This window comes from Mesorhizobium sp. ORM8.1 (assembly GCF_053005525.2).
This window is the reverse complement of the sequence record NZ_CM132600.1, coordinates 3,535,652-3,559,929: the sequence shown is the minus strand read 5'-3', so window position 1 is coordinate 3,559,929 and position 24,278 is coordinate 3,535,652. Positions and strand designations below refer to the sequence as shown.

The following is a 24,278-nucleotide window of genomic DNA, read 5'->3' as shown; positions in this document are numbered from 1 at the left end:
TCTGTTCGACCTAAAATCTGAATCCGTCTCTAGATCAAAGAGATAGAGCATGATGTCGCCCGAAAACCGCTTCACACTTTTCGGCATCATGCTCTAGGGAGAAAAAGCATGGCCGGAACTTTCGTCATCGCGCAGGGCGGCGGCCCGACCGCCGTCATCAACCAGACGGTCGTCGGCGCCACGCTGGAGATCCGCAAGCGCCATCCCGGCGCCAAGGTGCTGGGCTCGATCCATGGCGTGCGCGGCATCCGCGACGGCAATTATGTCGACCTCTCCGCCATCCCCGAGGATCGGCTGAGGCTGATCGCCGGCACGCCGAGTGCAGCGCTGGGCTCGACCCGTGACAAGCCGGGCGCCGCCTATTGCGAGGTCATCCTCAACGGGTTGAAAAAGGCCGGCGCCGACGCCTTCATCTATATCGGCGGCAACGACACGTCCGGCACGCAGCAGATCCTGACCGATGCCGCCGGCGGCTCGATCGCCTTCGTGCATGCGCCAAAAACCATCGACAACGACCTTGAGGAAAACGACCACACGCCGGGCTTCATCTCGGCGGCGGAATTCGTCGCCGGCGCCTTCCTGTCGGTCGATCTCGATTTCCGCGCGCTGCCCGGCATCTATGTCGGTATCGTCATGGGCCGGCATGCCGGCTTCCTCACCGCCGCCGCGGCTGCCTGGCAGCTCGACGCCGACAGCGGTCCGCATCTGGTCTACGTGCCCGAGCGCGCCTTTTCGGCCAAGCGCTTCATCGATGAGGTGCGCGAAACGCTCGACCGCCACAAGCGCTGCATCGTTGCGGTTTCCGAAGGCGTCAGCACCGCCGACGGCAAGGCGTTGGTCGAAAGCCTGGTGCCGCCGGAAAAGCTCGAGCGCGACCAGCACGGCAACGTCAAGCTGTCGGGCAGCGATCTGCCGGCCGCGCTCGAACGGGCGCTTGCCGAAGGCCTGCCGGGCAAGCGCGCGCGTGTCGACGCGCTCGGCTACATGCCGCGCGGCTATGTCGGCGCGATCAGCGCCGTCGACGCCCAAGAGGCCTTCGATGCCGGCGCCTTCGCTGTCGGCGTTGCCGGGGAAGGCGGCGGCTCGGTCGCGATCCAGTATGACGGGTCGAAGACGGTGCTGAAGAAGGTGCCGCTGAAGGCCGTCGCCGGCAAGACGCGCCACATGCCCGATGATTTCATGAAGCCGGACGTCAACCAGTTGTCCGAAGCCGGCATGGCCTATCTGAAGCGGCTGGTGCCGGAGAAGTACAAGGTCGGGAAGCCGTTCGTCTGATGGGCGGTGGTCCGATGCGCGACCTTGAGGTGGGCGATTGGTTCGGCAAGGCAATTGTCGATGCCCGAACGACAATGCTGACCGAGCCCTTCGTGCATGATTTCGTGCGCGCCAATATGTGGCACCTCAAGGGCCGCGACGCCGATCTTCTGATCGATACCGGCATGGGCATCTGTCCGCTGGCGCCGGAAATCGACACACCGGCCGGCAAGCCGCTCATCGTCGTCGCCACCCACATCCATCTCGATCATGTCGGCTCGCTGCACGAATTTTCGCTGCGCATGGGGCCGAAGGCCAGCGCGGCGCGGTTCGAAACCATGGACGACGCCGTCACCTACGCCTACATGTTCCATCATCTCGACGGCGCCGTCTCGAAGCTGCCGGCGCCGGGCTGGAAGGCGGCTGACTATCGCATCGCGCCGGCGCCGCTGACGCGCGCGCTCGACGACGGCGACATCGTCGATCTCGGCGACAGAAAATTCCGCGTTCTGCATCTTCCGGGACATTCGCCGGATTCGATCGCGCTTTTCGATGAGGCCGATGGCCTGTTCTTCGCCGGCGACGCCATCTATGACGGCACGCTGATCGACGATCTGGACGATTCCGACCGCACCGCCTATTGCCGCACCATGCAGCGCCTGCTCGACCTGCCGATCCGCGTCGGCCATGGCGGCCATGGCCCGAGTTTTGATCGCGCCAGGATGCGCGAAATCGCGTCCGCTTATCTGCGCCGCAGGAGCGCTTCGCGAGCGCCGTCTGAATTAAATCTTCGTAAGGTCGACCCAAAACCCTAATTCGGGCCATTCGACGTCCTAAATCCTTCTCTGTCGAGACGGCCGGCTGCCATGCACGGCGAGACAGGTGGCCCGGTCGTCGACAAGCCAAAGGGTGCTTGCTGGAGAGCCACCCTCTCGGCGTCGGATCAATTCTCGCCCGGACAGAACGACCATGTCACCCTCAAGCATTCTTCGCAGACATCGCGTCGCCGCCCTGCTGGGCGCCGCGCTGATCATTTCGCCCGTCGTCGTTTCCTTCGCCCAGAACAATGCCGGCCTGAGCACCGTGGCCGCGACGACGCAGACGCCTGTTGCCGGCATCACGGCCCCGAACGGCTCCTTCGCGCCGGTCATCGCCGTCACCAAGCCGGCGGTGGTCACCATCACCTCGGTCGTGAAGGCACAGACCGGGGAGGAGACGACGGTTCGCCGCTTGGCGGCAACCAGCCTTTCGACCAGTTCTTCCAGCAGTTCTTCGGTGACCAGGGCATGCCGATGCCCAAGGCGCCGCCGCAGCAGCAGGCGCCGCGCTCGGAAGCTCTGGGTTCCGGCTTCATCGTCGGTTCGGATGGCACCATCGTCACCAACAACCATGTCATCGACGGCGCAAGCTCAATCAAGGTCACGCTCGACGACGGCACCGAGCTTCCCGCCAAGCTGGTCGGCCACGACGCCAAGAACGATCTCGCCGTGCTCAAGATCAAGGCCAACAAGCCATTGCCGACGATCAAATGGGGCGATTCCGACAAGCTGATGACCGGCGATCAGGTGCTGGCGATCGGCAACCCGTTCGGCATCGGCACCACGGTCACTGCCGGCATCGTCTCGGCGCGCGGCCGCGACCTGCATAGCGGGCCGTTCGACGATTTCATCCAGATCGACGCGCCGATCAACCACGGCAACTCCGGCGGTCCGCTGGTCGACGTGAACGGCAATGTCATCGGCATCAACACCGCGATCTATTCGCCCAATGGCGGCAGCGTCGGCGTCGGCTTTGCCATCCCGTCGGACCAGGCGCAGAAAGTCGTCGCCAAGCTGATGAAGGGTGGCGACATCGAATACGGCTATCTGGGCGTGCAGATCCAGCCGGTCACCCAGGATGTCGCCAGCGCCATCGGCCTCGACCACCCGGGTGGCGCGCTGGTTTCGGCGGTGACGCAAGGCTCGCCTGCCGCCAAGGCCGGTATCGAGACCGGCGACGTCATCACCGGCTTTGCCGGCCAGGAGATCAAGGATCCGAAGGACCTGTCGCGCGCCGTCGCCGATGTGTCCCCCGGCGTCAAGGAGACGCTCAATGTCTGGCGCAAGGGCAAGGCGATCCAGGTTTCCGCCGATGTCGGCCGCAACACCGATGATCAACAGACCGCCTCAAACGGCAATGAGGGCGGCAATCCGTCGTCCCAGCAGGGCATGCGCGTACCGTCGCTTGGCCTTGGCCTGACCGACCTTACCCCCGATATCCGCCAGCAACTCAACCTTGCCGACAATCAGCGCGGCGCCGTGGTCGAGCGCGTCAATCCCGACAAGGCGGCCTCGGCCGCCGGCATCCAGCCGGGCGATGTCATCGTCGGCGTCGACCAGATGCCGGTAAAGAGCGCCAAGCAGGCCAATCAGGCGATCGCCGAGGTCGGCAAGTCCGGCAAGAAGTCGGTGCTTTTGCTCATCGATCGCGGCGACGCACAGATTTTCGTCGCCGTACCTTTCGCCGCCGGCTGACAAACACAAGGGCCTGTCGGATATCCGACAGGCCCTTGCCAAAATTCCTGTTGCTCGCACCAACGTCTTCGAGAACACTACCTGCGTTGTTCTTCTGTGCAGGAGGCGTCCCATGGCTACCCGCGGCTTCTTTTCCGGACGGCGTCCTCCCTCTGACACCGACGCGCGCATTCCGCCCGGGCAGTATCTGGAGCAGGGTTTCCCGGTTCTCTCCGCCGGGCCAACGCCGCGCGTGCGCACCGAGGATTGGTCCTTCACGCTCAAGCATGGGCCTCGGCCGATCAAGAAGTGGAGCTGGCCCGAATTCAACGCCCTGCCGCAAAGCAAGATGACCCGGGATATCCATTGCGTGACGGCATGGACCAAGTTCAACACGCCCTGGCAAGGCGTGATGATCGACGACATCCTCGCCGATGCCGGCATCGAGCCGCCCACTGCCCACATGCTTGCGCTGTCGTTCGACGGCTATTCGACCAATGTGCCGGCCAAGGACCTTGTCGCGGGCAAAGCGATGGTGGCGCTGCTTTACGAGGGCAAGCCCATCACGGCCGACCATGGCGGTCCAGCCAGGCTTTGGTGCCGCATCTCTATTTCTGGAAATCGGCCAAATGGGTGAACGGCCTGCAGTTCACCGAGCGTGACGAGCCAGGCTTCTGGGAACTCCGCGGTTATCACATGTATGGCGACCCGTGGCGCGAGCAGCGCTATTCAAGTGATCCATAAGTGGCGATCCATGACGGGCGATCCATGAGCGCCGAACCGCAGTCGCCGTGGCAGACAGCTACGATCACGCGCATCGAAAAACGCACTCAGCGTGTCACCAGCTTCTGGTTTCAGCCGGCGCGGCCGTTTGTGCATCTCGCAGGTCAGCATGTCGATATCAGGTTGACGGCGCCGGACGGCTATCAGGCGCGCCGCTCCTATTCTATCGCGTCCGCGCCGGAAGCGGGCGCAGCCATCGAACTGGCGATCGAGCGGCTGGATGATGGCGAGGTTTCGCCTTTCTTTCACGACGTCGCGGCTGTCGGCGACGAGATTGAAGTGCGCGGTCCGCTCGGCGGGCATTTCATCTGGGAGACGGATGACGGCGGTCCGATCCTCCTGGTCGGAGGCGGCTCCGGCGTTGTGCCGCTGATGGCCATGCTGCGCCACCGCACCTTACAGAAATCGGCTGCGCCGATCGCGCTGGTGTTCTCGGCGCGGATCTGGGACGAGGTGATCTTCCGCGATGAACTGATCTGCCTTGACGATCGACGTGACGGCTTCGACCTGGTGCTGACACTGACCCGTGAGCAGGCCCGACGCCCGTTGGACTACTCCCGGCGCGTCGACGCCAAGATGATGATGCAAACGATCGAGCGGTTGCCGAAGACGCCCAGGCTTGCCTTTGTCTGCGGCTCCAATGCTTTCGTGTCGGCCGCCGCCGAAGCGCTGATCGATGCCGGTGTTGTGGCAGGGCTCATCCGCACGGAACGCTATGGGGTCTAGAGCAATTCCAGGAAAAGTGTGAGCGGTTTTCCGTCAGGAATTGCGCCTCAGTCCGCTGGCGAGAACGTTGCCGAAACGAGCTGGAAAGGCAGCGCGCCATAAGTCGCCACGGCCTGCTCATTGTCCCAGACCCGGAATTGACGTGACGGCCGTGCTTCAAGCACCAGGGGCTGCTCGGTGTCGCCGAGCCTCACCTTGCCATGAAAGCGCAGCGTCCGTTGGCCACCGCTCCGGCTAAGCACCATCGAGCGCAGCCGGGCAACGTGATGATCTCCGGAGTTGATCTCCATTTCGATACGTCGCCTGACCGGCGGCACTGCGACGCGCACAACGACGTCCAGCATCATTTCCCTGCCGTCGCCCTGCTGGCGCTCTATGCGATGCGAAAGCGCGGGCGGCGCGGCTGCGTTGGCGGCCTTTGCCGCCATGGATTTGCTTCGCCAGACGACATCCGGCTCGATCTGTTTCAGCCGCCCTTTCTTGCGTCGCAGCCTGAGCTGCTTGGCAAATCCACGCGACAGCCAGGTGAGCGTGCCAAAGTCGGTGCGCGGCTTGGCTTGCAGGACGGATGACAGGCGCGCCGTGCCGCGCCGATCGGCCATGTCCACCACCTGCTCAAGAACGGCCTCCGGCACCGGGATGCCGATCTCCAGCGCGAGATAGGAGAGCGCCACCGCCGCGGCAACAGGGAGGTCGCGTTTGCGCACCACAGCAAGGAACATGTCCCAATCGACGTCGCCGCCCTCGATGGCCACGGCGCAGTCGACCAGCCAGTCGCTATGCGTGTGCGCGTCGAGGCCGCCATGCGCGATGGCCAGGGCGATGCGGTCGGCAGGCGAGGGCACGAGAACGTCAACGCCGCTGAATTCGGCCTTGACCGCGCGTTGCCAGATCGCAAGATCGTCCTCGGCACTCTGCTGCGAGCCGTCATAGGCAAGCTGGTGGAGGTCGATGTCGCCGTAATTGCCCTTGAAGAAATTCATCGAGCGCAGCGACGCCAGCCGCGTGCGCAGATATTGCGGACTGACGCCGGTGGCGATCTGCCAGTCGCGGTCGCGCAGCACGTCGAAAGTCGGCTGCATATCCTGCGGCCGCACCAAAATGTCGATGTCATGCGCGACACGGCCGCGTTGCGCGGCGGCATCGAGCGCGATGCGGCTGGCGCCCTTGATCAGCATCACGCTCGCGCCGGCGTCGACCATTGCCTGCAATGCCGGCTCCGCCTCGCGCATCGCCATGCGCGATTTGGTCCACAGCATCTTCTGCAGGCCGGCAAGCCGTGGATAGGCTGGCTGTGCGGCAAGCTTGCGGCCAAAGCGATCGCAAATCGCGGCAAGCAGCCGGTGTTCGCGGAAGGAGACCTTGTCGATATCGTTGTCGCCCAGCCAGCGCGCGGCGCAAAGACCGGCTGCGTCCTCGTCGGGCAGAAGAGCCGCCTTCAGCAACTGGTCGAGCGAGCCCGTCGGCCAGGACCAGCCATAATCCGGAAAACGCCGGCCGACGCGACGCATCTTCGCCATCAACTAGAGCCCGCTTTGCTTTGGGCCCGCCGCAACATGGCAAGCCGCGCGACTTCCAGATAGCCGCGATCACGCGTCGCGTCGCGCCCGTAGGACAGGCTTCCCGGCCTGATGCGCCGCAGCGCCAGCACCTCGCGCATCATATCCAGGACAAAACCGGCTTCGCGCGCGCGGGCGATCCAGTCGATCATTTCACCGCGGCCGCCCGGCGGGTCGAGGACGGGGCCGACCGCATCGGCGACTTCGCGGCGGATCAGCATCGTCGAGCGCGACCAGCCGGGTGTCGCGACAACGTTGGGGGCATCGGGCTGTCCGTCGCGGAAATTGCGCATGTGGGTGAACACGCCGAACGTGCCGGGAGATCGCTCGAGATGCGCAAACTGTGCCTCGATCTTGCCGGGCAGCCAGAGGTCGTCGGCATCGAGCGTGGCGATAAACGGCATTGAGAGCGCGGCGATGCCGCGGGTCGTCGCGCTGCCCGGCCCGGCATTGTCCTGGCGCAGCAGCTCGAGCGGTAGATCGATGCCGCCGATCGCCGCGGGGAGATCGTCGCTCGAGCCGTCGTCGACGACCACGACGAGTTCGGGGCGCAGTGTCTGCGATGCCACCGATTGCAGCGTTTCCCTGATCGTTGCGCTGGCGTTGTAGGCCGGAATGACGACGCCGTATCTATTCATTACATGAACCGCCAATCCGCCAGTTTCTTCAGTTCGAAAATGCCGTCTATGGGCCTGAGCGACGGATCGGCCCTGCGACGCTTCATGGATTTATAGATGGCGCGCATGAACTCGCGCGATTGGACATCTTCCTGGCGCGTCATGTTGCCCGGATGCCGCCGGTAGTAAAGCGCCAACGTATCCGGCAACACGTATCGCGGTCCGATCTCGAAGCAGCGCAGCAGATAATCGGTGTCTTCGGCCTGAATGAAATCCTCGTCGAAGCGGCCGATCCGCTCGACCAGCCGACGCGAGAAGATCGCGGCCGACAGATGAATGCCGCGAACGCTGATGCTGTTGCTGTCAACCGCCGGCTCCAGGGTCTCGTCGTCGATCCTGTCGACCAGCATCATCCTGGAATAGGTGAGCGCAAGGCCGGGATCCTGCCGAAAAAGGTTCAAATCGGCCTTGAACCGTCCGGCCGGCGAGATGTCGTCCGAATCCAGAAAAGTCACCAGGTCCGTCTCCGGCCTGAGCTGACTGAGCCCACTATTGCGCGCTCGGGTCACGCCCGTGTTTTCCTGCCGGAACAGCCGGATGCAAGAGGTTTGCTCCATCATCGCGCGCACGGCTTCGGCCGACCCGTCGGTCGAGCCGTCATCGATGACGATGATGTCGAGGTCGGCGGCATCGCGCTGCCTGAGCAATGAGCGAAGTGCTGCGCCGACAAAAGCCTCGCGGTTGTGGATGGGCATGATGATGCTCAGCTTCATGCGCGAACCCGACAGAGTTGCGCCTCGGCTCGATCTGGCTGCACAACACCCAGCATTACATGATCTGCCACTGGGGCGGGCTCTTCAATTCGAAAATGCCTTGCACTGGCCGCAAGGAGGATCCGCCTTGCGCCGTCGCATGGATTTATGGATCGCCCGCAAATGGTTTCGCAGCCGGCCGTCATGCTCCCTGGTGACATTGCCGAGATGACGCCGGTAGTAGATCGCGACCCTGTCCGACAGCGCGTAGCGCGGGCCCGTTTCGAAGACACGCAACAGATAGTCGGTGTCCTCGGCCTGTTCGAACTCTTCGTCGAAACGACCGATACGATCGACAAGCGCACGGGAGAACAGCGCGGCGCTCAGCGAGATCCCGCGGAGCGTCATGCTCCGGCTGCCCGCCGCCGGCTCCAGTGTCGCGTCATCGATCCGGTCGACCAGCATCATCAGCGAATAAGTCAGATCGAGGTCCGGATCGACGCCGAACCTGGCAAGATCACCCTTGAAACGTCCGGGGAGCGAAATGTCGTCGGAGTCGAGGAAGGACACGAAAGCGGTCTCAGGCGGCAGGCACCGCAGCCCTGCATTGCGTGCCTTGGCGACGCCCATATTGGCTTGCTGGAACAGACGGATGCAGGGGTATTGGCTAATCATCGACCGCACCGCCTCGGCCGAACCATCGGTCGAGCCGTCATCGATGACGATGATGTCGAGATCGGCGGCGTCGCGCTGCCTGACCAGCGAACGCAATGCCGAAACGACATAGCGCTCGCTGTTGTAGACAGGCATGATCACGCTCAATTTCATCAGCCGCCCCGTGCGAGGAAATCCGCAATCGTGCCGGCGATTTCCACCGGGTCCCGTCCCAGGGAAAGCTGGTGGCACGGCAGCAGCCGGGTGAGATCGCTGAAGAAGCGAAAACCGCTTTCCCGCTCGCCAGGCATTTGCGCGATGCCCGAGGGCGCCAATGCGATCATGGCATCCCTGCGCGACATCGGCACGATCGAACTCGTCTCGCCGCCGCCGATATGTGGCACCATCAACGCAAAGATGTCCAGACTTGCAGGGATCGGCCTGGGGGCGACGGCTTCAATGTGGAATGTATGCTTGCCTTGCCAGTTGAGGGGGCCGTCGATTCCCAGCCGATTCTTCAAGCCCAGCCGCGCAAACCCCCGGGGATCCTGCTTGAGTGTCGAAAACAGCGGCCGGGCGCTCACGTCGCCCTCGAGATCGACCAGCACATAATCGTCGCCGACACTATCCAGCCCATGGAGCAGGCCGGCAACGACGGTGCCGGATTTCCCGGCGCCGCCGGCGCCGGCCAGCAGCACGCCTTTGCCGTCTAGGCCGAGTGTCCCGGCATGGGCAAGCCGCATGCCGCGGGCGGCATACTCCCAGTGCAGGAAGGCGCGCAGTGGCGAACCCGGCTCCCAGGGCGGAAATGCCTCCGCCGACCGCATCAGCTGGACGCCGATAAGGTGCTCGGGATCGTAGAACTGCCAGAAATCCAGATCGTGGAAGTGATGGCCGCGCAATCCGGCCTCGGCGAGCTCTCGGGCGAAGCCGTGTTCGGTGAAATGCGCGTCGCCCCAATGCGCCGGCTCCGGCAGCTCGCCGATGCCGGGATGGCCGATGAAAATACTGAGTTGCCGCGCGCCCGACCGATCGCCCCTGGTTTCGACGAAAGCCGGACCGATCGCGTCCGCAAGCATACCCTGACCAAGATGTACGGTGATTTCCATCCCGGGCAGGTGGACGGTTCGCGTGACCGGGAAATGCGCAGAGGCGCCTTGCGCGGCCGCAAAGAGATAGCGGGCGTATTCCGATAGGGTTGCCATGGTCACGCGTGGCATGGTCTGTCCCGGCCTAGCCTCGTCTGCATGCGGTTCGTGCGGCGCCGCCTTCTCAGGCCTGCTTAACCGCCGGCCAGCCGAGCGGCTCCTCGACCTCGTGGATCGGGTCGACGATGATCAGGTCGGCAAGGTCGTCGTGGACGCTGACATCGAGCGGCTCGTTGGCCGCCGCGAGCACTGCCGGGAAACCGTCGGGCAACGGCTGTGGCGTTGCATCGGAAGGCGCCAGCAGCCCGAACTCGACCAGTTGCGCAACGAAGGCTTCAAGCGCCGCGGCGTCGATCATCGCCGCCCCGGCAGCGGATCCGATCAGGGCCTGCGTGCCGACCCCTGAGGACAATGCCTGCCAGATCGCGCTGCCAGAATCGGAGAAGCCGAAATACTTGCCGTTGGAGAGATCGAGCACGACAGCTTCGCCGTCGAAGGACTCGAAGACAATATCCTTGCTCGCAACCGCATAGACATCCGAACGATGCATTGGTCCTGACCCCGCTCCGCAAACCCAGCCCGGACGTAGTGACTGGCGCTTATCCCTCGACAACGCCTGTAAACACTCGAACATGCACTGGCAAGGTGAGGGTCATTCAACTGTTGCTGACCCATTTTCGCGATCGATCCATGGTCTCGCATGGATCAGGCCTCGATCTCCAGCGCCGACAACGGCTTCGAGCAGCAGGCGAGGATGAAGCCGTCATCGATCTCATGGTCGAGGATGCCGCCATTGTGGCTCATCTCGACATCACCCGACACCTTCTTCACCTTGCAGGTGCCGCAAAGGCCGAACTCGCAAGCCGCCGGTATGCGCACACCCGAGGCGCGCGCCGTCTGCAGCACGGTCTGGCCGGCAACGCATTCGGCATCGACGCCCGACAGCGCGAAACGGACGGGTGTCACCGCCTCGACCGGCGCGCCTTCGCCATCCGGTGACGCGAACGGTGGCGGGATTTCCTCGACGGCCGGCGCCGCGAAACTCTCCTGGTGGTAGCGGCTCATGTCGAAACCCGACATTTCCAGCATCTGGCGCACCGCGCGCATGAACGGATCGGGGCCACAGCAGAAGACCTCCCGCTCGCGGAAATCGGGGGCAAGCAGCGGCAGCCTGATGGCGTCGATACGTCCCATATGGCCGAACCAGCCTTCACGGCTCGACCGTTCCTCGATCATGAAGCCGAGCGACAGGCCGGGCATGCGGGTGCCGAGCAGCTCGAGCTCCTTGCGGAAGATGATCTCTTCTGGCCGCCGCGCGCAATTGACGAAGCCGACATCGGTCCATGGCGCGCAGTCATTCAGCCAGCGCAGCATCGACATCATCGGCGTGATGCCCGATCCGGCCGAAATGAACAGATATTTCGCGGCCGGATGGCTGTGGTGTGAGAAATCGCCCGCCGGTCCGTAAGCCTTCACGAGCGTGCCGGGCTTCAGGTTGTCGAACATCCAACGCGTGCCGATGCTGCCGCCTTGCGCCTTCACCGTCACCGCGATCGAGAACGGCCGCGACGGTGACGACGACAGCGTGTAGGTGCGCATTACCGGCCCGTCGGCGGCCGGCAATTCCAGCGTGATGAACTGGCCGGGCTGGTAACGGAACCATGTCTGGTTGTCGGAACGGAAGGTGAAGGTTTTGACGTCGGGCGCCTCGTCGGTGATGCCGATCACCTCCAGCATCTGCAGCCGGTCGTTCCAGGGCGTCATTTCGTCGAGATGACGGTAGAGGCCGAGTTCGGTCATGGCGTTCACCCTTCAAACCTTTTCGTTTTGCGCATGTCGTAATCCCAAAACCGCTCAACACTTTCGGGCGACATGCGCTAGGCAACGCTGCGCAGCGCCGGTCGACCATCACTGGCCAGCCGCGACCCAATGAAAGAGGCGTACCATTCGACGAACTGGATCACGCCGCCTTCATGCAGCTCCGAATACGGGCCCGGCTCGTAAGCCGGCGACAGGATGCCGAAGGCGTTCTCCTCGACGATGCGGCGGTCCTGATCGTTGGTTTCGGTCCACACATGGGTCAGCTCGGCAAGATCGTAGTCGACGCCTTCGACCGCGTCCTTGTGCACCAGCCATTTGGTCGTCACCGCCGTTTCGGTGGCGCTGATCGGCAGCACGCGGAAGGTCACCGCATGATCGATCAGGATGTGGTTCCAGGTCGTCGGATAGTGGTAGTGCATTAGCGTGCCGATGCGGTCGGCGCTGACATTGGCCGAGAGGTTTTTCTTGACGGCGCGTTTTCCCGTCATGGTGTAGCTCACGGCGTCGCGCAGCAGCGGAGCGCGGGTGGCGCGATACTGGCCGGCCGGATCGATGCGGAATTTGCTCGGCAGACCGGCCGCCTCGCATTTCGCCCAGTGGGCGACCATTTCCGGGTCGCTCTCGGCGCCGTTGACACCGGTCACGGTCGGGGCTTCCGGGAAAGTCTTGCACAGTTCGGGATGGTTGCCGGCGCAGTGATAGCACTCGCGGTTGTTTTCCCAGACCAGCTTCCAGTTGCCTTTCTCGATGATCGTGCTCTCGAAGGCGACCTTGGTCTCGGCAAGGCGATGCGGCGCAAGGTAGGGCTCGATCATCGCGCGCATCGGTGCAAAGTCGGCGGGTTCCTTTGCCAGGCAGATGAAAATGTAGCCGGCGACGCTTTCGCAGGCGATCGGCTTCAATCCGAACTGGCTCTTGTCGAAACCGTCCGCCATCTGGCGGGCGAACAGCAATCGGCCGTCGAGTTCATAGGTCCACTGGTGATAGGGGCACACCAGCTTCGCCGCCGTGCCCTTGTCGGTGTTGCAGACGCGGCTGCCGCGGTGGCGGCAGGAATTGTGGAAGGCATTGATGTTGCCCTTCTGATCACGCACCAGCACGATCGGATAGTCGCCGATCCGCGCGGTGATGAAACTGCCCGGCTTTGGCAACTCGCAATCATGGCCGATGAACAGCCAGTCGCGGTACCAGATCAGCTCCATGTCGAGCTTGAAGAAGTCGGTGTCGGTGTAGAAAGGCTGTTCCAGCGAATAGCCGGGCTTGCGGCTCTGCAGGAGCCTCAGCATGTCGTCACGCGCATCCATGTCCTGTCCTCATCATCAAGGACTGAACTGGTGGAGATGGAGAAGAAGGGCGGCCACCAGCAAAAACCGGCAAGCGCCATCCGCCTCTTGATCGCCCACCGCGATCAGTCGAGTTCAAATGTCTCGGGCTGGTTTCCGGGCTCTGGAGCTGCCCATGCGGGCGATCGCGACACCTTCCCAGGCCGATGGCCCAGTGGTCTCCCGTTGCGATTTTCACTCCACCACCGTTGCGGGGGCAGCGCCGGATTTCGACCGGCTTCCCAATTCTCCGCTCCGTCACGACGAAGCGGCACCTGAGATGCGACGATCTAATCACGACACGCCATGGTTCCGCCGGTATGAAAACGACATCGCATCCATGCGGCGCGACACGCCTGCCGGCTTGTCTGGGCCCCTATGGCGACATTCTTTGGGACCGGTTGGCAGCGAATCGGCGCTTCGAAAAATGGCTTCGCGCCGATGCGTAACGGCCTCCAAGTGGCTAACAGTATCGAAAAGTGACTATTAGCAGGTTCTAAAATCGAACCGAACGGTTCGTTTCTGTTGACGGTGCGTACAGGAAAGGGTGAACATTGGCACCTTGATACACTTGGTGAGCCAAATGAGAACACTATGTAAACATCTGGATTAATTGCAGAAAAATATGATGGTAGGCATGCTTAGGAAAATTTCAAGATGTGGATTCATGGTCCAGGTGGAAAAACTTCGTGATTGGAATCCGGCAATCGGCTCACCCACATCGGGGCTGTCCGAACGACGCGATTTCATTCCCAAGACACGCCGCTAGACGGACTGAATAAAAATACTGGAGTAGCAAAAATGAAAAAGATTGTTCTCACTGCCGCCGCCCTTCTGGCAATTTCCGGCAGCGCCTTCGCTGGTAGCGACAACTACGGTTCGAAGGCTGCCAATCCGCCGGCCGTTTCGGTCGACTCTTCTTACACCGCCTCGGTCCGCAACGCCGAAGCGGCCACTCAGCTGCCTGTCAAGACGGGCGCCGACCACAACCTTTTCGGCAACAACTAACAGCCGACTTTGAACAGGCGGCGGGCTTGCCCGCCGCCTCGGTCGGATCAAGAAATTCAGGAGCACTAAAATGAAAAAGATCATCCTCGCCGCCGCCGCCCTTTTGGCCGTCTCCGGCAGCGCGTTCGCCGGCAGCGACAATTACGGTTCCAACGGCGCCAACCAGCCGGCCAACGCGGTGGACTCGTCCTACACGGCTTCGGTCAAGTCCGAGCCGGCTGCACAGAAGCCCGTCACCACGGGCGCTGACCACAATCTGTTTGGCAACCACTAACAGCCGAATTCGGACCGGCGGCGGGCTCGCCCGCCGTCTCGGTCCGATCAAGAATTCAGGAGTAAATGAAATGAAGAAGCTCATCCTTGCCACCGCGGCCATTCTGGCCGTTTCCGGTGCGGCGTTTGCCGGCAGCGACAACTACGGCAACGGCGGCGTCAACCAGCCGGCCCCGGCTGTCGACACCACGCGCACCTCGTCGATCAGCACGGACTCGCCGGTTTACAAGCTGCTTAACTCGTCGGGCGACGTGCAGAAGTCGGCCCCTCAGGGCGCCGACCGTGTCCACTTTGGTCACTAATAGGCCTCAGAGAGTAACATGAGTAAGAAAGGCGGCGGGCATGGCCCGCCGCCTTTTTCTTTGCCAGGAAAGCTCGGCCTTGGTTTGTCCAGCCAGCGTGCCTGCGCAGCGCAAGCGTCAGGCGGCCTTGGCTTGCTCGCGCTGCAGGCTGAACGAATGGCCATCCGCGTCGAAGATATGCAGGTCGCCGGCGTCGGCGTTCAGTTTGAGCGTCTCGCCGCGCTTGACCTCGACATTGCCCGGCAGCTTGGTCACCAGCGGCAGATCGGTACGGCCGATATCGACATAGACAAGCTGCACCTCGCCGAGTTGCTCGACGTAATCGACCTTGCCTTCGAACAGATAATCCGTGCCGGTGGCGATCGAGAGGTCCTCCGGTCGCACGCCGAAGCTCACCGCCGCGCCCGTCGCGGAGGCAGGCGTGGCAATCGGCACCGTCGCCTTGCGGCCGCCGACATGGCTGACCACGGTCGGGTTGCCGGCTTTGTCGATCTTGGCGGGCAGGATGTTCATGGCCGGTGAGCCGATGAACTGCGCGACGAACAGATTGCCTGGACGCTTGTAGAGCTCCATCGGCGTCCCGACCTGCTCGATATGGCCGTCTTTCAGCACCACGATGCGGTCGGCCAGTGTCATCGCCTCGACCTGGTCGTGGGTGACATAGATCATGGTCGTGGCGGGCATCGATTCCTTCAGCTTGGCGATCTCGATGCGGGTGGCGACACGAAGTGCCGCGTCGAGGTTCGACAGCGGCTCATCGAACAGGAACACCTTTGGATTGCGCACGATGGCGCGGCCGATGGCGACGCGCTGGCGCTGGCCGCCCGACATCGCCTTGGGCAGACGGTCGAGATATTTGGTGAGCTGCAGGATTTCCGCCGCCTGCCGTACGCGCTTGTCGATCTCGGCCTTGCTTTCCTTGCCGATCTTCATCGAGAACGCCATGTTGTCGTAGACCGTCATATGCGGATAGAGCGCATAGGACTGGAACACCATGGCGATGCCGCGCTTCGACGGCGGCACGTCGTTCACCACCTGGCCGTCGATCTTCAACTCGCCCGAGGTGATTTCCTCCAGCCCGGCGATGGACCTGAGCAAGGTCGATTTCCCGCAGCCTGACGGCCCGACAAAGACGATGAACTCGCCCGATTTGATGTCGAGGTCGATGCCGTGGAGAATGTTGAGGTTGCCGTATGATTTCTTCACCTGGTTCAGTTTGACATCGGCCATGATTTCGTCCTCCCAGTGATTGTTCCTAAAACTCAATCGATACGTCCGAACCAGGCGCCGTAGCCGCCAAGGCGGATGGGGCCATCGCCAGTCTGTCCCGAAAAGCCATGCCCCAGCAGGGGTTGCAGCGAGCCCTGGCCGAGATCGACCTGGGCCGCCTTGCTGCCGAGGTTGAAGACGCAAGCGATGCGCTCATTGCCCTCGCGGCGCGTGAAGGCGACGGTGTCGCCATCGCTTTCGATGAAGGTGATGTCGCCCTTGGCCAGCGCCGGATGCTGGCGGCGGAAGGCAAGGAAGCGGCGATAGTGCTCGAGCAACGAGTTGGCGTCGCCCTGCTGTTTGTTCACCGCATGCGGCAGGTGCTTGCCAGGTACCGGCAGCCACGGCTTGGCGGTCGAGAAACCGCCATTCCGGGCCTCGGCATCCCAGACCATCGGCGTGCGGCAGCCGTCGCGGCCCTTGAACTCCGGCCAGAAGCGGATGCCATAGGGATCCTGCAGGTCTTCGAACTGCAAGTCCGCCTCGGCGAGGCCGAGTTCTTCGCCCTGATAGATGCAGACCGAGCCGCGCAGCGACATCAACAGCGCCGAGATCACCTTGAGATAAGCGGTCGGGTCGGCCTCGCCGGCGGCCCAGCGCGAGGCCGGGCGCACAACGTCGTGGTTGGAGAAGGCCCAGCACGACCAGCCGTCGCTGGCGACCTTGCCGAAAGCTTCGAGAACCGAGCGCACTTTGGCGGCGCTGATCTTCTCCGGCGCCAGGAAGTCGAAGGAATAGCACATATGCACGCGCTTGCCCTGGGCAGTATAGGCGGCGACCACCTCCAGCCCGCGCTGCGAATCGCCGACTTCGCCGACGGCGGCTTGCGCCGGATATTCGTCGAGCAGCGCGCGGAAACGCTCGAGGAAGGCGAGATTTTCCGGCCGGCTCTTGTCGTAGATATGGTCCTGGTAGTTGTAAGGATTGACCGCCGGTGCGGTCTGGTCGTTGCGCTCTTCCGGCGGCAGCGGCGGGTTGTTCTCCAGGCCCTGGCTGTGGAAGTAGAAATTGATGGTGTCGAGGCGGAAGCCGTCGACGCCGCGTTCCAGCCAGAAGCGCGTGATGTCGAGCAGCGCGTCCTGGACTTCGGCGTTGTGGAAGTTGAGGTCCGGCTGCTCGGCCAGGAAATTGTGCATGTAATATTGTTGGCGGCTGGTGTCCCATTGCCAGGCCGAGCCGCCGAAGATCGACAGCCAGTTGTTGGGTGGCGTGCCGTCGGGTTTCGCGTCGGCCCACACATACCAGTCAGCCTTGGCATTGGTCCGGCTGGAACGGCTTTCCTTGAACCAGGGGTGGATGTCGGCGGTGTGCGACAGCACCTCGTCGATCATCACCTTGAGGCCCAGCCGGTGTGCTTCCGCCACCAGTGCTTCGAAATCGGCGAGCGTGCCGAACATCGGATCGACATCGCAGTAATCCGACACGTCGTAGCCGAAATCCTTCATCGGCGATTTGAAGAAGGGCGAAATCCAGATGGCATCGACGCCGAGCGCCGCGATATAGGGCAGGCGTTGCACGATGCCTTTCAGGTCGCCGATGCCGTCGCCGTCAGTGTCCTGATAGGAGCGCGGATAGATCTGGTAGATCACCGCGCCCCGCCACCAGTCGCGATCGACGGCGGGGTCCGGTTTCGAAGTCGCCTTCAGTGCCGATTGCATTGTTTCAGCCTCCTTTCACCGAGCCGGCCAGCAGCCCGCGGACGAAGTAGCGCTGCAGCGAGAAGAAGACGATCAGCGGCACGATGATGGTGATGAAGGCCGATGTCGTCAGGATCTCCCAATTGCCGCCGCGAGAGCCGAGCAGCGCGTTGAGCTTGGCCGTCAACACAATCTGGTCGGGTGCCGTACCGAGGAAAACCATCGCCACCAGCAGATCGTTCCATACCCACAGGAATTGGAAGATGGCGAACGAGGCCAGCACCGGGAAGGACAGCGGCAGCACGATCTTGACGAAGATCTCGAAGTCGCTGGCGCCGTCGATGCGTGCCGATTCCATGATCTCGCGCGGCAGGCCGGCGATGTAACTCCTGAGCAGATAGATGGCGAAGGGCAGGCCGAAGCCGGTATGCGCCAGCCAGATGCCGAGATAGGTCTTCGATGGCACGCCGAAGAACACACCGACATTGTTATAGAGCTTGAGCAACGGGATCAGCGACATCTGCAGCGGCACCACCAGGAGGCCGATGATGACCGCGATCAGCAGCGCACGGCCGGGAAACCGCATCCACGCCAGCGCGTAGGCGGCAAAGGCGGCGATCAGGATCGGAATGACGGTCGCTGGGATGGTGACGGTCAGCGAGTTCATGAACGAGCGGCCGATGCCTTCCGAAAACAGCACCGTATCGTAGTTGCCGGTGGTGAATTTCGGCGGTGCCGACGAGGCATAGTAGAGGCGCTGGCCGCGATCGCCTTCGAACGCCTTGGGCGAGACCATGACGAAGCTGCCGTCGGAATTGACCTGCAGGGTCACGCCGTCGCCGAGGTCCGCCGATGCGCCGGCCGGATATTGCGTCGGTGCCGCCGCCTTGACGCCGAAGGCGCTGATGCTGCGCTTGGCGCCGTCGCCGAAAATGTTGCCCTCGAGGACGAACTTGCCGTCCTTCTCTTTCTGCGTCGAGGCTGGCGGCAGGCGCCCGGCTTCGGTCTGGCTGGAGCTGTAGAACGAATTCCACCAGCCCGAGGCGACGATCTGGTCCTTGTCACGCAGCGACGAGACCAGGATGCCAAGCGTCGGAATGGTCCAAATGGCAACGAAGACCAGCACCGCGATGTGGACGCCGAAGCGGCTGGCGAATGAATTTCCGGTCGCGACGGCCATCTCAGTGCCCTCCCGTCTCTTTGTTGGCCTGGCGGATATTCCACACCATGATCGGGATGACCGCGATCATGATGATAATGGCGATTGTGGCGCCACGGCCGAAATCGCCGCCGCCGCGGAACATCCAGTCGAACATCAGATTGGCCAGCACCTGGCTGTTCCATTGGCCGTTGGTCATGGTCAGCACAATGTCGAACACTTTGAGCACCAGGATAGTGATAGTGGTCCAGACCACGGCGATGGTGCCCCAGATCTGCGGCACCATGATCTTCCAGAAGATCTGGAACGGGTTGGCGCCGTCGATGACGGCGGCTTCCAGCGTCTCCTCCGGAATGCCGCGCAGCGCCGACGACAGGATGACCATGGCAAAGCCGGTCTGGATCCAGATCAGGATGATCATCAGGAAGAAATTGTTCCAGAACGGCAGCGAGATCCACACCTGCGGTTGACCGCCGAAATGTTGGATAATGGCGTTGAGCAGGCCGATCTGCACCTGGCCCTCGCCGCGATATTCGTAAATGAACTTCCAGATCACGCTGGCGCCGACGAAGGAGATGGCCAGCGGTAGGAAGATCAGGCTCTTGGCAATCGTGCCCCACCAGATCTTGTCCGTGAGCACGGCAATGATCAGGCCGAGGAAGGTACAGGCGGCCGGCACTACCGCCAGCCAGAGCAAGTTGTTCAGGATCGAGCGTCGGAGATCCGGATCGCGTAAAGCCCACTCGTAATTGGCGAGGCCGACGAAACTGGTGCCACCGCGGTCGAGGAAAGAGAGCCACAATGTCGCGATCACGGGGTAGATCAGATAGATGGTGAGAATGATCAGCGCCGGGCCGACGAACAGCCATGGCCGCACCAGGCCTTGCCGGCGCAGGTTGTTGACGGCAGCCGTGCCGGAGACCCCGCGTGAGGGGAATATCAGGTCGAGCAGTTTGTTGGCGCCCCAGAAATAGGCGACACAGCCGCCGACGCCGATGATGATGACGAATATGGCCGAGAAAATTTGAGCCGCCATGGGTCCCTCTCCCTGCGCATGACCGGCCAGGCAATGCCGGCGGTCGGATGCACCGACTTTTCAGCTGTTCGGAACAATCGAAACGCGAAGGCTTCCGGCGTGCGCCGCCGGTCGGATCCGGGCCATGGCCCGGATCCAGTAGGAGGATCAGGAAGGTATCAGGTCGCGTAGCGGCCTGCTCGCCAACTGCCTACTTGGCAGCCGCCTACTTGATAGCATCCCAGCTCTTCTGGATATCGGCGGCGACGTCCTGGGCGGACTTGCCGCCGACCAGGTCGATCATGCCGGTCCAGAACGCGCCGGCGCCGATCTTGCCGGGCATCAGGTCGGAGCCGTCGAAGCGCACCGTCGTCGCGCCGACCAGGATCTCGCCCTGCTTCTTCAAGGCATCGCTGCCATAGGCGTCCTTGTTGGCCCCCTTGAAGGGCGTGACGAAGCTCTTCTGCGCCATCCACAATTCATGCGCGAGCGGCATTTCCAGGAACTTGATGAACTCGCGCGACGCCTTGGAATCCTTGGTGATCATCACCAGCGTCCCGGCGACTTCGAGCGGCGTGCCCAACTCCGGCTTGGAGGCGTAGGGCGGATAATTGAAGAAGTCCGCATCCTGGCCGAGTTTCACGCCCTGCGGGAAGAAGGACGGGATGAACGATGCCTGATGGTGCATGTAGCACTTCGGCGGTACGCTGAAGAGGCCCTTCGGGCTGTCGCGGAAGTCCGTTGCCGCAACCGCCTTGGCGCCGCCGTCCACCATCTTGTCGTCGGTGGCGATCTTGCCGAAAATGTCGATGGCGTTGACCACCGCCGGATCGGTGAACGGGATCTCGTTCTTCACCCACTTGTCGTAGACTTCCGGCGGCTGCGTCCGCAGCATGATGTCCTCGACCCAGTCGGTCGCCGGCCAGCCGGTGGCGCCGCCCGAACCAAGCCCGATGCACCAGGGCTTGCCGCCATCGGCGATGATCTTCTTTTCGAGCTCGGCCAGTTCTTCCTGCGTCTTCGGCACCTTGTAGCCGGCTTCCTGGAAATTATCGGGCGAGTACCAGACCAGCCCCTTCACATCGATCTTGTAGGGGAAGGCATAAAAGCCCGACTTGCCGTCCTTGCCATTGTAGGTGCCGAGCTTGGCCCAGGAGTCGCCCGCGGCGTAATTCTCCTTGATCCAGGCGGCGACGTCGTCGCCCAGCGGGGTCAGCACGCCCTTGGAAGCCAGATCCTGGATCAGGCCCGGCTGCGGCAGGATGGCGATGTTGGGCGGGCTGCCGGCCTGGGTGTCGATGACGATCTGCTGCTCGTAGTTCTCGGACGAGGAGTATTTGACCTCGGCGCCGGTGGCTTCGGCGAAATAGTCGAGCACCGAGCGGGCCAGGTCCTCGTCCTCGCCACGCCATGGCCCGAAGATGGTCAGCGTTTCGCCTTTGAGGTCGACCTTCTTGAGGTCGTCATAGTTGGCCCAGTGGAAGCGCGGGTCCTCGCCCGGCTTGAACTTGAGCTCGGCATGCGCCGGCAGGCCAAGGGTGAGCGCGGCAAACGCTGCGCCCAGCAAAAGCATTTTCTTCATCGCAATCCTCCCAGTGGTCGTCAAACTGTTCGGACGAAACCTCCATCTCGTCCGCCGACGCCGTGGAACTGTGACTCAGCGAGAAGGCAACCGCAACCTTTCGAAGAGCATTCCAAAGCGCTTTGGCTAAATTGATCTCGCCATCGAATTGGCAGGAAGTCAAGAGGGCTTCTACTCTAACCGATTTAAATAGTGCTCTGGAGGTTGAGAATTTGCATCGCAACATGCATTTATCGCACTGCAACAGCATTTTCTGCTTCAAACCGGCGCCCGCCGACACTATGGTCTTTCGGTCGGCGATGTTATCGGAGCGACATCGGATCGATTCAATTTGAAAGCGCTTTGAGGCTTGGAGGCCCCGATGAACCTCAAACAGCTCTCGCATATGCTGTCGCTCTCACAGACCACGGTGAGCCGCGCGCTGAACGGCTATCCGGAAGTCAATGAGGAAACGCGGCGCCGCGTCATGGACGCCGCCAAGCGCCATGGCTACCGTCCGAACCCATCCGCGCGGCGTCTTGCCACCGGCAAGTCGGGCATGATCGGCTATGTCCTGCCGACCGGCAATGCCGTCGACATCGATCCGCACTTCGTCGAATTCCTGTCCGGTCTCGGCGACTACGCCCGCGCGCACGAGCTCGACCTTGTGCTGTCGCCGGCCGACGCCGACGACGAGGAGACGACCTACCGCCGCATCGTCGCCAACCGGCAGGTCGACGCTGTCTACCTCTCCGCGCCGCGGCCGGCCGACCGGCGCCTGGCGCTGGTCAACACGCTTGGCATTCCTTTCATCGTCCATGGCCGCAGCGAGGGTTTCGACTTCGACTACCCCTATCTCGACATCGACAATGAAGGCGCTTTCCACGAGGCGGCCCGGCTGCTGCTCCAGCTCGGCCACAAAAGGCTTGCGCTGATCAACGGCACCGACCGTGAGACGTTCGCCATCCACCGCGAGCGCGGCATGCGCCGGGCGCTCAGCGCCAGCGGCCTGACGCTTGGCGAACGCCATATCTGCTCGGTGGCCATGACCGAGGAAAACGGCTACCGCGCCGCCCGCCGCCTGCTTGAGGAGAGCGAGCCGCCGACCGCAATCGCCTGCTCCAGCCTGATCATGGCGCTGGGCGTCGTGCGCGCCGTGCGCGACCTTGGCCTGACCATACCGGGCGACCTGTCGCTGGTCGCTCATGACGACGTCTTCCCCTGGCTGCGTCCCGAGAATTTCCCGGTGCCGCTGTCGACGACGCGTTCCTCGATCCGGCTGGCCGGCGCACGCGTCGCCGAGCGCCTGGCAGCGCGCATATCGGGACTGGAGGAGGGCGCCCGAGGCGAGGTCTGGCCGGTCGATCTGGTGGTCAGGGGGTCGGTGGCTGGCGCGCCTGTCTGATTTCTGTTGTGGGCCATTTTCGCCCTGCAGCCATCAGATCCGGATTTCGACCAGAGCATTGCGGTCGTGGGACAACGGTCTGCCTTCACCTGCACTTGATCTTGGAGGGTGGCAACCAGTAAGCCAGAGCCGTCAGAAGTCCTTCAGGGTGCGCCACTTGCCCACATTCCCGTTCTCCGAAGCGGACCCAGTCCAACATCCCGGCCCGTTGCCGAAGACGTCGGAGGTGATCATCGTCGGAGGCGGCGTTATCGGCGTAACGACGGCCCTTTTCCTTGCGACGCGAAACATTCCGGTGATGCTGCTGGAGAAAGGCCGGGTCGCGGCCGAACAGTCCTCGCGAAACTGGGGCTGGATCAGAAAGCAGGGCCGGGACGCGGATGAACTGCCGATCGTCATCGAGGCCATTCGCCTGTGGCGGCAGTTGGCCGGGGAATGCGGCGAAGACATCGGGCTGAACCAGACCGGTGTGACCTATCTGGCCCGCTCCGACAAGGACATGACCGGCTTCGAAGCGTTCATGAAGATCGCGGCGATCCACGAGCTCGACACGCGCCTTCTGGATGGAGACGAAACCGCAAAACTCATCAAGGGCATGTCGCGCAAATTCAAGGGCGCGATGACGACGCCCTCCGATATGCGTGCCGAGCCTTGGCTGGCGGTGCCCGCGCTTGCCCGGCTTGCCGTGCGGAAAGGCGTCAAAATCGTCGAGAATTGCGCGGCGCGAATCCTCGAAATCTCAGGCGGCAGGATCAAGGGCGTTTGGACCGAGGCCGGCTATATCGAGGCTTCCAGCGTGCTGGTCGCGGGCGGCGCCTGGTCATCCCTGTTCTTGAAAAGACACGGCGTCTCCATCCCCCAGCTCAGCGTCAGGGTCACCGTGGCGGCAACCGAGCCCTTGCCTGAAATCTACGCAGGCGCGGCCGCTGACGACCACATCGCCTTCAGGCGCCGGCAGGATGGCGGATACACGCTCGCCGCAGGCGGCAGCCACTTGCTTTACCTGGGGCCTGACGCCTTCCGGCACGCCACCCAATATCTTCCCGCCCTCAGGGACAATCCGCTGGGAACACGCTATTTCCCGTTCGCCCCGTCAGGCTATCCGGATGGCTGGTCGACGCCGCGCGATTGGGCGCCGGATTCGCGGAGTCCTTTCGAAAGAATGCGGGTCCTTAACCCAACCCCTGAACCTAAAGCCCTGCGTTCGATAGAACGCAACTTCAAAAGCCTTTTCCCACAGTTCGAAACAGCGCGCTTGAAGGCCGGCTGGGGCGGCATGATCGACGCCATGCCCGACGTCGTCCCCGTCGTGGATCAGGTAGAGGCAATCGGCGGCCTTTTCGTCGCGACGGGAATGAGCGGCCACGGCTTCGGTATCGGGCCTGGCATAGGCCGCGTCGTCGCCGACATGATCCAGGGAAACCAAACCGGACACGACCTCAGCCGCTTTCGACTGTCGCGCTTTTATGATGGCAGCCCTGTCCGGTTAGGCCCGGCGCTTTGAAACAGCCGACTGGCCAG

The 24,278-nt window shown here is 62.9% G+C and carries 20 protein-coding genes, 3 pseudogenes and 1 riboswitch; of the genes and pseudogenes, 10 read left to right on the top strand and 13 right to left on the bottom strand.

From position 1 onward, the window contains the following. Positions 1-108: 108 nt before the first annotated feature. From ACVDG8_RS17830 to ACVDG8_RS17810, 5 genes and pseudogenes are all read left to right on the top strand, one after another. Positions 109-1,275 (top strand): diphosphate--fructose-6-phosphate 1-phosphotransferase, encoded by a 1,167-nt coding sequence (locus tag ACVDG8_RS17830; protein WP_447255843.1) that lies wholly within the window; start codon positions 109-111, stop codon positions 1,273-1,275. A 14-nt stretch (positions 1,276-1,289) separates the two neighbouring features. Further along, entirely contained in the window at positions 1,290-2,069 is a 780-nt protein-coding gene (locus ACVDG8_RS17825) for an MBL fold metallo-hydrolase (protein WP_455707807.1), read from the top strand. A 154-nt stretch (positions 2,070-2,223) separates the two neighbouring features. Next, positions 2,224-3,767 (top strand): annotated as a pseudogene (locus ACVDG8_RS17820) (DegQ family serine endoprotease). Between the two features lie 112 nt (positions 3,768-3,879). Beyond that, positions 3,880-4,490 (top strand): annotated as a pseudogene (locus ACVDG8_RS17815) (molybdopterin-dependent oxidoreductase). Between the two features lie 24 nt (positions 4,491-4,514). Further along, positions 4,515-5,255, top strand: a complete 741-nt coding sequence (locus ACVDG8_RS17810; protein WP_447255839.1) for a ferredoxin reductase — start codon at positions 4,515-4,517, stop codon at positions 5,253-5,255. Positions 5,256-5,302: 47 nt separating this feature from the next. On the opposite strand, the gene ACVDG8_RS17805 is transcribed toward ACVDG8_RS17810, so the two are convergent. The 8 genes and pseudogenes from ACVDG8_RS17805 to ACVDG8_RS17770 all read right to left on the bottom strand — a co-directional run bounded on the left by ACVDG8_RS17805 (position 5,303) and on the right by ACVDG8_RS17770 (position 13,110). Beyond that, entirely contained in the window at positions 5,303-6,775 is a 1,473-nt protein-coding gene (locus ACVDG8_RS17805; protein WP_447255838.1) for a nucleotidyltransferase family protein, read from the bottom strand. Then, complete coding sequence (locus tag ACVDG8_RS17800; RefSeq protein WP_455707806.1) at positions 6,775-7,383, bottom strand: glycosyltransferase family 2 protein; 609 nt, start codon at positions 7,381-7,383, stop codon at positions 6,775-6,777. The genes ACVDG8_RS17805 and ACVDG8_RS17800 overlap by 1 nt, the downstream gene beginning before the upstream one ends. Before the next feature lie 68 nt (positions 7,384-7,451). After that, positions 7,452-8,204, bottom strand: a complete 753-nt coding sequence (locus ACVDG8_RS17795; protein WP_447255836.1) for a glycosyltransferase family 2 protein — start codon at positions 8,202-8,204, stop codon at positions 7,452-7,454. A gap of 55 nt (positions 8,205-8,259) precedes the next feature. Continuing rightward, positions 8,260-9,011, bottom strand: a pseudogene (locus ACVDG8_RS17790) (glycosyltransferase family 2 protein). After that, positions 9,011-10,057 carry a serine kinase gene (locus tag ACVDG8_RS17785; protein WP_447255834.1) on the bottom strand — a complete coding sequence of 349 codons (1,047 nt, stop codon included), beginning with the start codon at positions 10,055-10,057 and terminating at the stop codon, positions 9,011-9,013. Before ACVDG8_RS17785 ends, ACVDG8_RS17790 begins: the two are co-directional and overlap by 1 nt. Positions 10,058-10,109: 52 nt before the next feature. Continuing rightward, positions 10,110-10,535, bottom strand: a complete 426-nt coding sequence (locus tag ACVDG8_RS17780; RefSeq protein ID WP_447255833.1) for a PqqD family peptide modification chaperone — start codon at positions 10,533-10,535, stop codon at positions 10,110-10,112. Between the two features lie 155 nt (positions 10,536-10,690). Further along, entirely contained in the window at positions 10,691-11,785 is a 1,095-nt protein-coding gene (locus ACVDG8_RS17775) for a 2Fe-2S iron-sulfur cluster-binding protein (protein ID WP_447255832.1), read from the bottom strand. Between the two features lie 77 nt (positions 11,786-11,862). After that, on the bottom strand, positions 11,863-13,110 hold the full coding sequence (locus tag ACVDG8_RS17770) for an aromatic ring-hydroxylating oxygenase subunit alpha (RefSeq protein ID WP_447255831.1): 1,248 nt from the start codon (positions 13,108-13,110) through the stop codon (positions 11,863-11,865). A 109-nt stretch (positions 13,111-13,219) separates the two neighbouring features. Continuing rightward, positions 13,220-13,422: riboswitch (cobalamin riboswitch) on the bottom strand. A 507-nt stretch (positions 13,423-13,929) separates the two neighbouring features. Between ACVDG8_RS17770 and ACVDG8_RS17765 the strand changes: the two genes are divergently transcribed. The 3 genes from ACVDG8_RS17765 (at position 13,930) to ACVDG8_RS17755 (ending at position 14,711) form a co-directional block, all read left to right on the top strand. Further along, positions 13,930-14,136 carry a DUF680 domain-containing protein gene (locus tag ACVDG8_RS17765; protein ID WP_447255830.1) on the top strand — a complete coding sequence of 69 codons (207 nt, stop codon included), beginning with the start codon at positions 13,930-13,932 and terminating at the stop codon, positions 14,134-14,136. Between the two features lie 70 nt (positions 14,137-14,206). Continuing rightward, positions 14,207-14,410, top strand: a complete 204-nt coding sequence (locus tag ACVDG8_RS17760; protein WP_447255829.1) for a DUF680 domain-containing protein — start codon at positions 14,207-14,209, stop codon at positions 14,408-14,410. A 70-nt stretch (positions 14,411-14,480) separates the two neighbouring features. Continuing rightward, a complete protein-coding gene (locus tag ACVDG8_RS17755) occupies positions 14,481-14,711 on the top strand; it encodes a DUF680 domain-containing protein (protein WP_447255828.1) in 231 nt (76 codons plus the stop codon). Between the two features lie 117 nt (positions 14,712-14,828). Here the strand turns inward: ACVDG8_RS17755 and ACVDG8_RS17750 are convergent, their stop codons facing one another. The 5 genes from ACVDG8_RS17750 to ACVDG8_RS17730 form a co-directional block, all read right to left on the bottom strand. Then, positions 14,829-15,941, bottom strand: coding sequence for an ABC transporter ATP-binding protein (locus tag ACVDG8_RS17750; RefSeq protein ID WP_447255827.1), 1,113 nt, complete (start codon positions 15,939-15,941; stop codon positions 14,829-14,831). A 32-nt stretch (positions 15,942-15,973) separates the two neighbouring features. Next, positions 15,974-17,638, bottom strand: a complete 1,665-nt coding sequence (gene bglA / locus ACVDG8_RS17745) for a beta-galactosidase BglA (protein ID WP_447255826.1) — start codon at positions 17,636-17,638, stop codon at positions 15,974-15,976. A gap of 4 nt (positions 17,639-17,642) precedes the next feature. Then, a complete protein-coding gene (locus tag ACVDG8_RS17740) occupies positions 17,643-18,797 on the bottom strand; it encodes a carbohydrate ABC transporter permease (protein ID WP_447255825.1) in 1,155 nt (384 codons plus the stop codon). Between the two features lies 1 nt (position 18,798). Further along, entirely contained in the window at positions 18,799-19,812 is a 1,014-nt protein-coding gene (locus tag ACVDG8_RS17735) for a carbohydrate ABC transporter permease (protein ID WP_447255824.1), read from the bottom strand. Positions 19,813-20,017: 205 nt separating this feature from the next. After that, a complete protein-coding gene (locus ACVDG8_RS17730; RefSeq protein ID WP_447255823.1) occupies positions 20,018-21,373 on the bottom strand; it encodes an ABC transporter substrate-binding protein in 1,356 nt (451 codons plus the stop codon). A 361-nt stretch (positions 21,374-21,734) separates the two neighbouring features. Between ACVDG8_RS17730 and ACVDG8_RS17725 the strand changes: the two genes are divergently transcribed. Next, entirely contained in the window at positions 21,735-22,757 is a 1,023-nt protein-coding gene (locus ACVDG8_RS17725; protein ID WP_447255822.1) for a LacI family DNA-binding transcriptional regulator, read from the top strand. 157 nt (positions 22,758-22,914) lie between these two features. Further along, positions 22,915-24,261 carry an NAD(P)/FAD-dependent oxidoreductase gene (locus ACVDG8_RS17720; RefSeq protein ID WP_447255821.1) on the top strand — a complete coding sequence of 449 codons (1,347 nt, stop codon included), beginning with the start codon at positions 22,915-22,917 and terminating at the stop codon, positions 24,259-24,261. Positions 24,262-24,278: the final 17 nt, after the last annotated feature.

What these genes read in the sequence shown, in the direction of transcription:
- ACVDG8_RS17825 (WP_455707807.1), top strand. Translation starts at nt 1,290, where the DNA reads ATGCGCGACCTTGAGGTGGGCGATTGGTTCGGCAAGGCAATTGTCGAT.
- ACVDG8_RS17775 (WP_447255832.1), bottom strand. Translation starts at nt 11,785, where the DNA reads ATGACCGAACTCGGCCTCTACCGTCATCTCGACGAAATGACGCCCTGG.
- bglA (WP_447255826.1), bottom strand. Translation starts at nt 17,638, where the DNA reads ATGCAATCGGCACTGAAGGCGACTTCGAAACCGGACCCCGCCGTCGAT.
- ACVDG8_RS17785 (WP_447255834.1), bottom strand. Translation starts at nt 10,057, where the DNA reads ATGCCACGCGTGACCATGGCAACCCTATCGGAATACGCCCGCTATCTC.
- ACVDG8_RS17740 (WP_447255825.1), bottom strand. Translation starts at nt 18,797, where the DNA reads ATGGCCGTCGCGACCGGAAATTCATTCGCCAGCCGCTTCGGCGTCCAC.
- ACVDG8_RS17780 (WP_447255833.1), bottom strand. Translation starts at nt 10,535, where the DNA reads ATGCATCGTTCGGATGTCTATGCGGTTGCGAGCAAGGATATTGTCTTC.
- ACVDG8_RS17805 (WP_447255838.1), bottom strand. Translation starts at nt 6,775, where the DNA reads ATGGCGAAGATGCGTCGCGTCGGCCGGCGTTTTCCGGATTATGGCTGG.
- ACVDG8_RS17755 (WP_447255828.1), top strand. Translation starts at nt 14,481, where the DNA reads ATGAAGAAGCTCATCCTTGCCACCGCGGCCATTCTGGCCGTTTCCGGT.
- ACVDG8_RS17760 (WP_447255829.1), top strand. Translation starts at nt 14,207, where the DNA reads ATGAAAAAGATCATCCTCGCCGCCGCCGCCCTTTTGGCCGTCTCCGGC.
- ACVDG8_RS17725 (WP_447255822.1), top strand. Translation starts at nt 21,735, where the DNA reads ATGAACCTCAAACAGCTCTCGCATATGCTGTCGCTCTCACAGACCACG.
- ACVDG8_RS17810 (WP_447255839.1), top strand. Translation starts at nt 4,515, where the DNA reads ATGAGCGCCGAACCGCAGTCGCCGTGGCAGACAGCTACGATCACGCGC.
- ACVDG8_RS17830 (WP_447255843.1), top strand. Translation starts at nt 109, where the DNA reads ATGGCCGGAACTTTCGTCATCGCGCAGGGCGGCGGCCCGACCGCCGTC.
- ACVDG8_RS17765 (WP_447255830.1), top strand. Translation starts at nt 13,930, where the DNA reads ATGAAAAAGATTGTTCTCACTGCCGCCGCCCTTCTGGCAATTTCCGGC.
- ACVDG8_RS17750 (WP_447255827.1), bottom strand. Translation starts at nt 15,941, where the DNA reads ATGGCCGATGTCAAACTGAACCAGGTGAAGAAATCATACGGCAACCTC.
- ACVDG8_RS17730 (WP_447255823.1), bottom strand. Translation starts at nt 21,373, where the DNA reads ATGAAGAAAATGCTTTTGCTGGGCGCAGCGTTTGCCGCGCTCACCCTT.
- ACVDG8_RS17770 (WP_447255831.1), bottom strand. Translation starts at nt 13,110, where the DNA reads ATGGATGCGCGTGACGACATGCTGAGGCTCCTGCAGAGCCGCAAGCCC.
- ACVDG8_RS17795 (WP_447255836.1), bottom strand. Translation starts at nt 8,204, where the DNA reads ATGAAGCTGAGCATCATCATGCCCATCCACAACCGCGAGGCTTTTGTC.
- ACVDG8_RS17735 (WP_447255824.1), bottom strand. Translation starts at nt 19,812, where the DNA reads ATGGCGGCTCAAATTTTCTCGGCCATATTCGTCATCATCATCGGCGTC.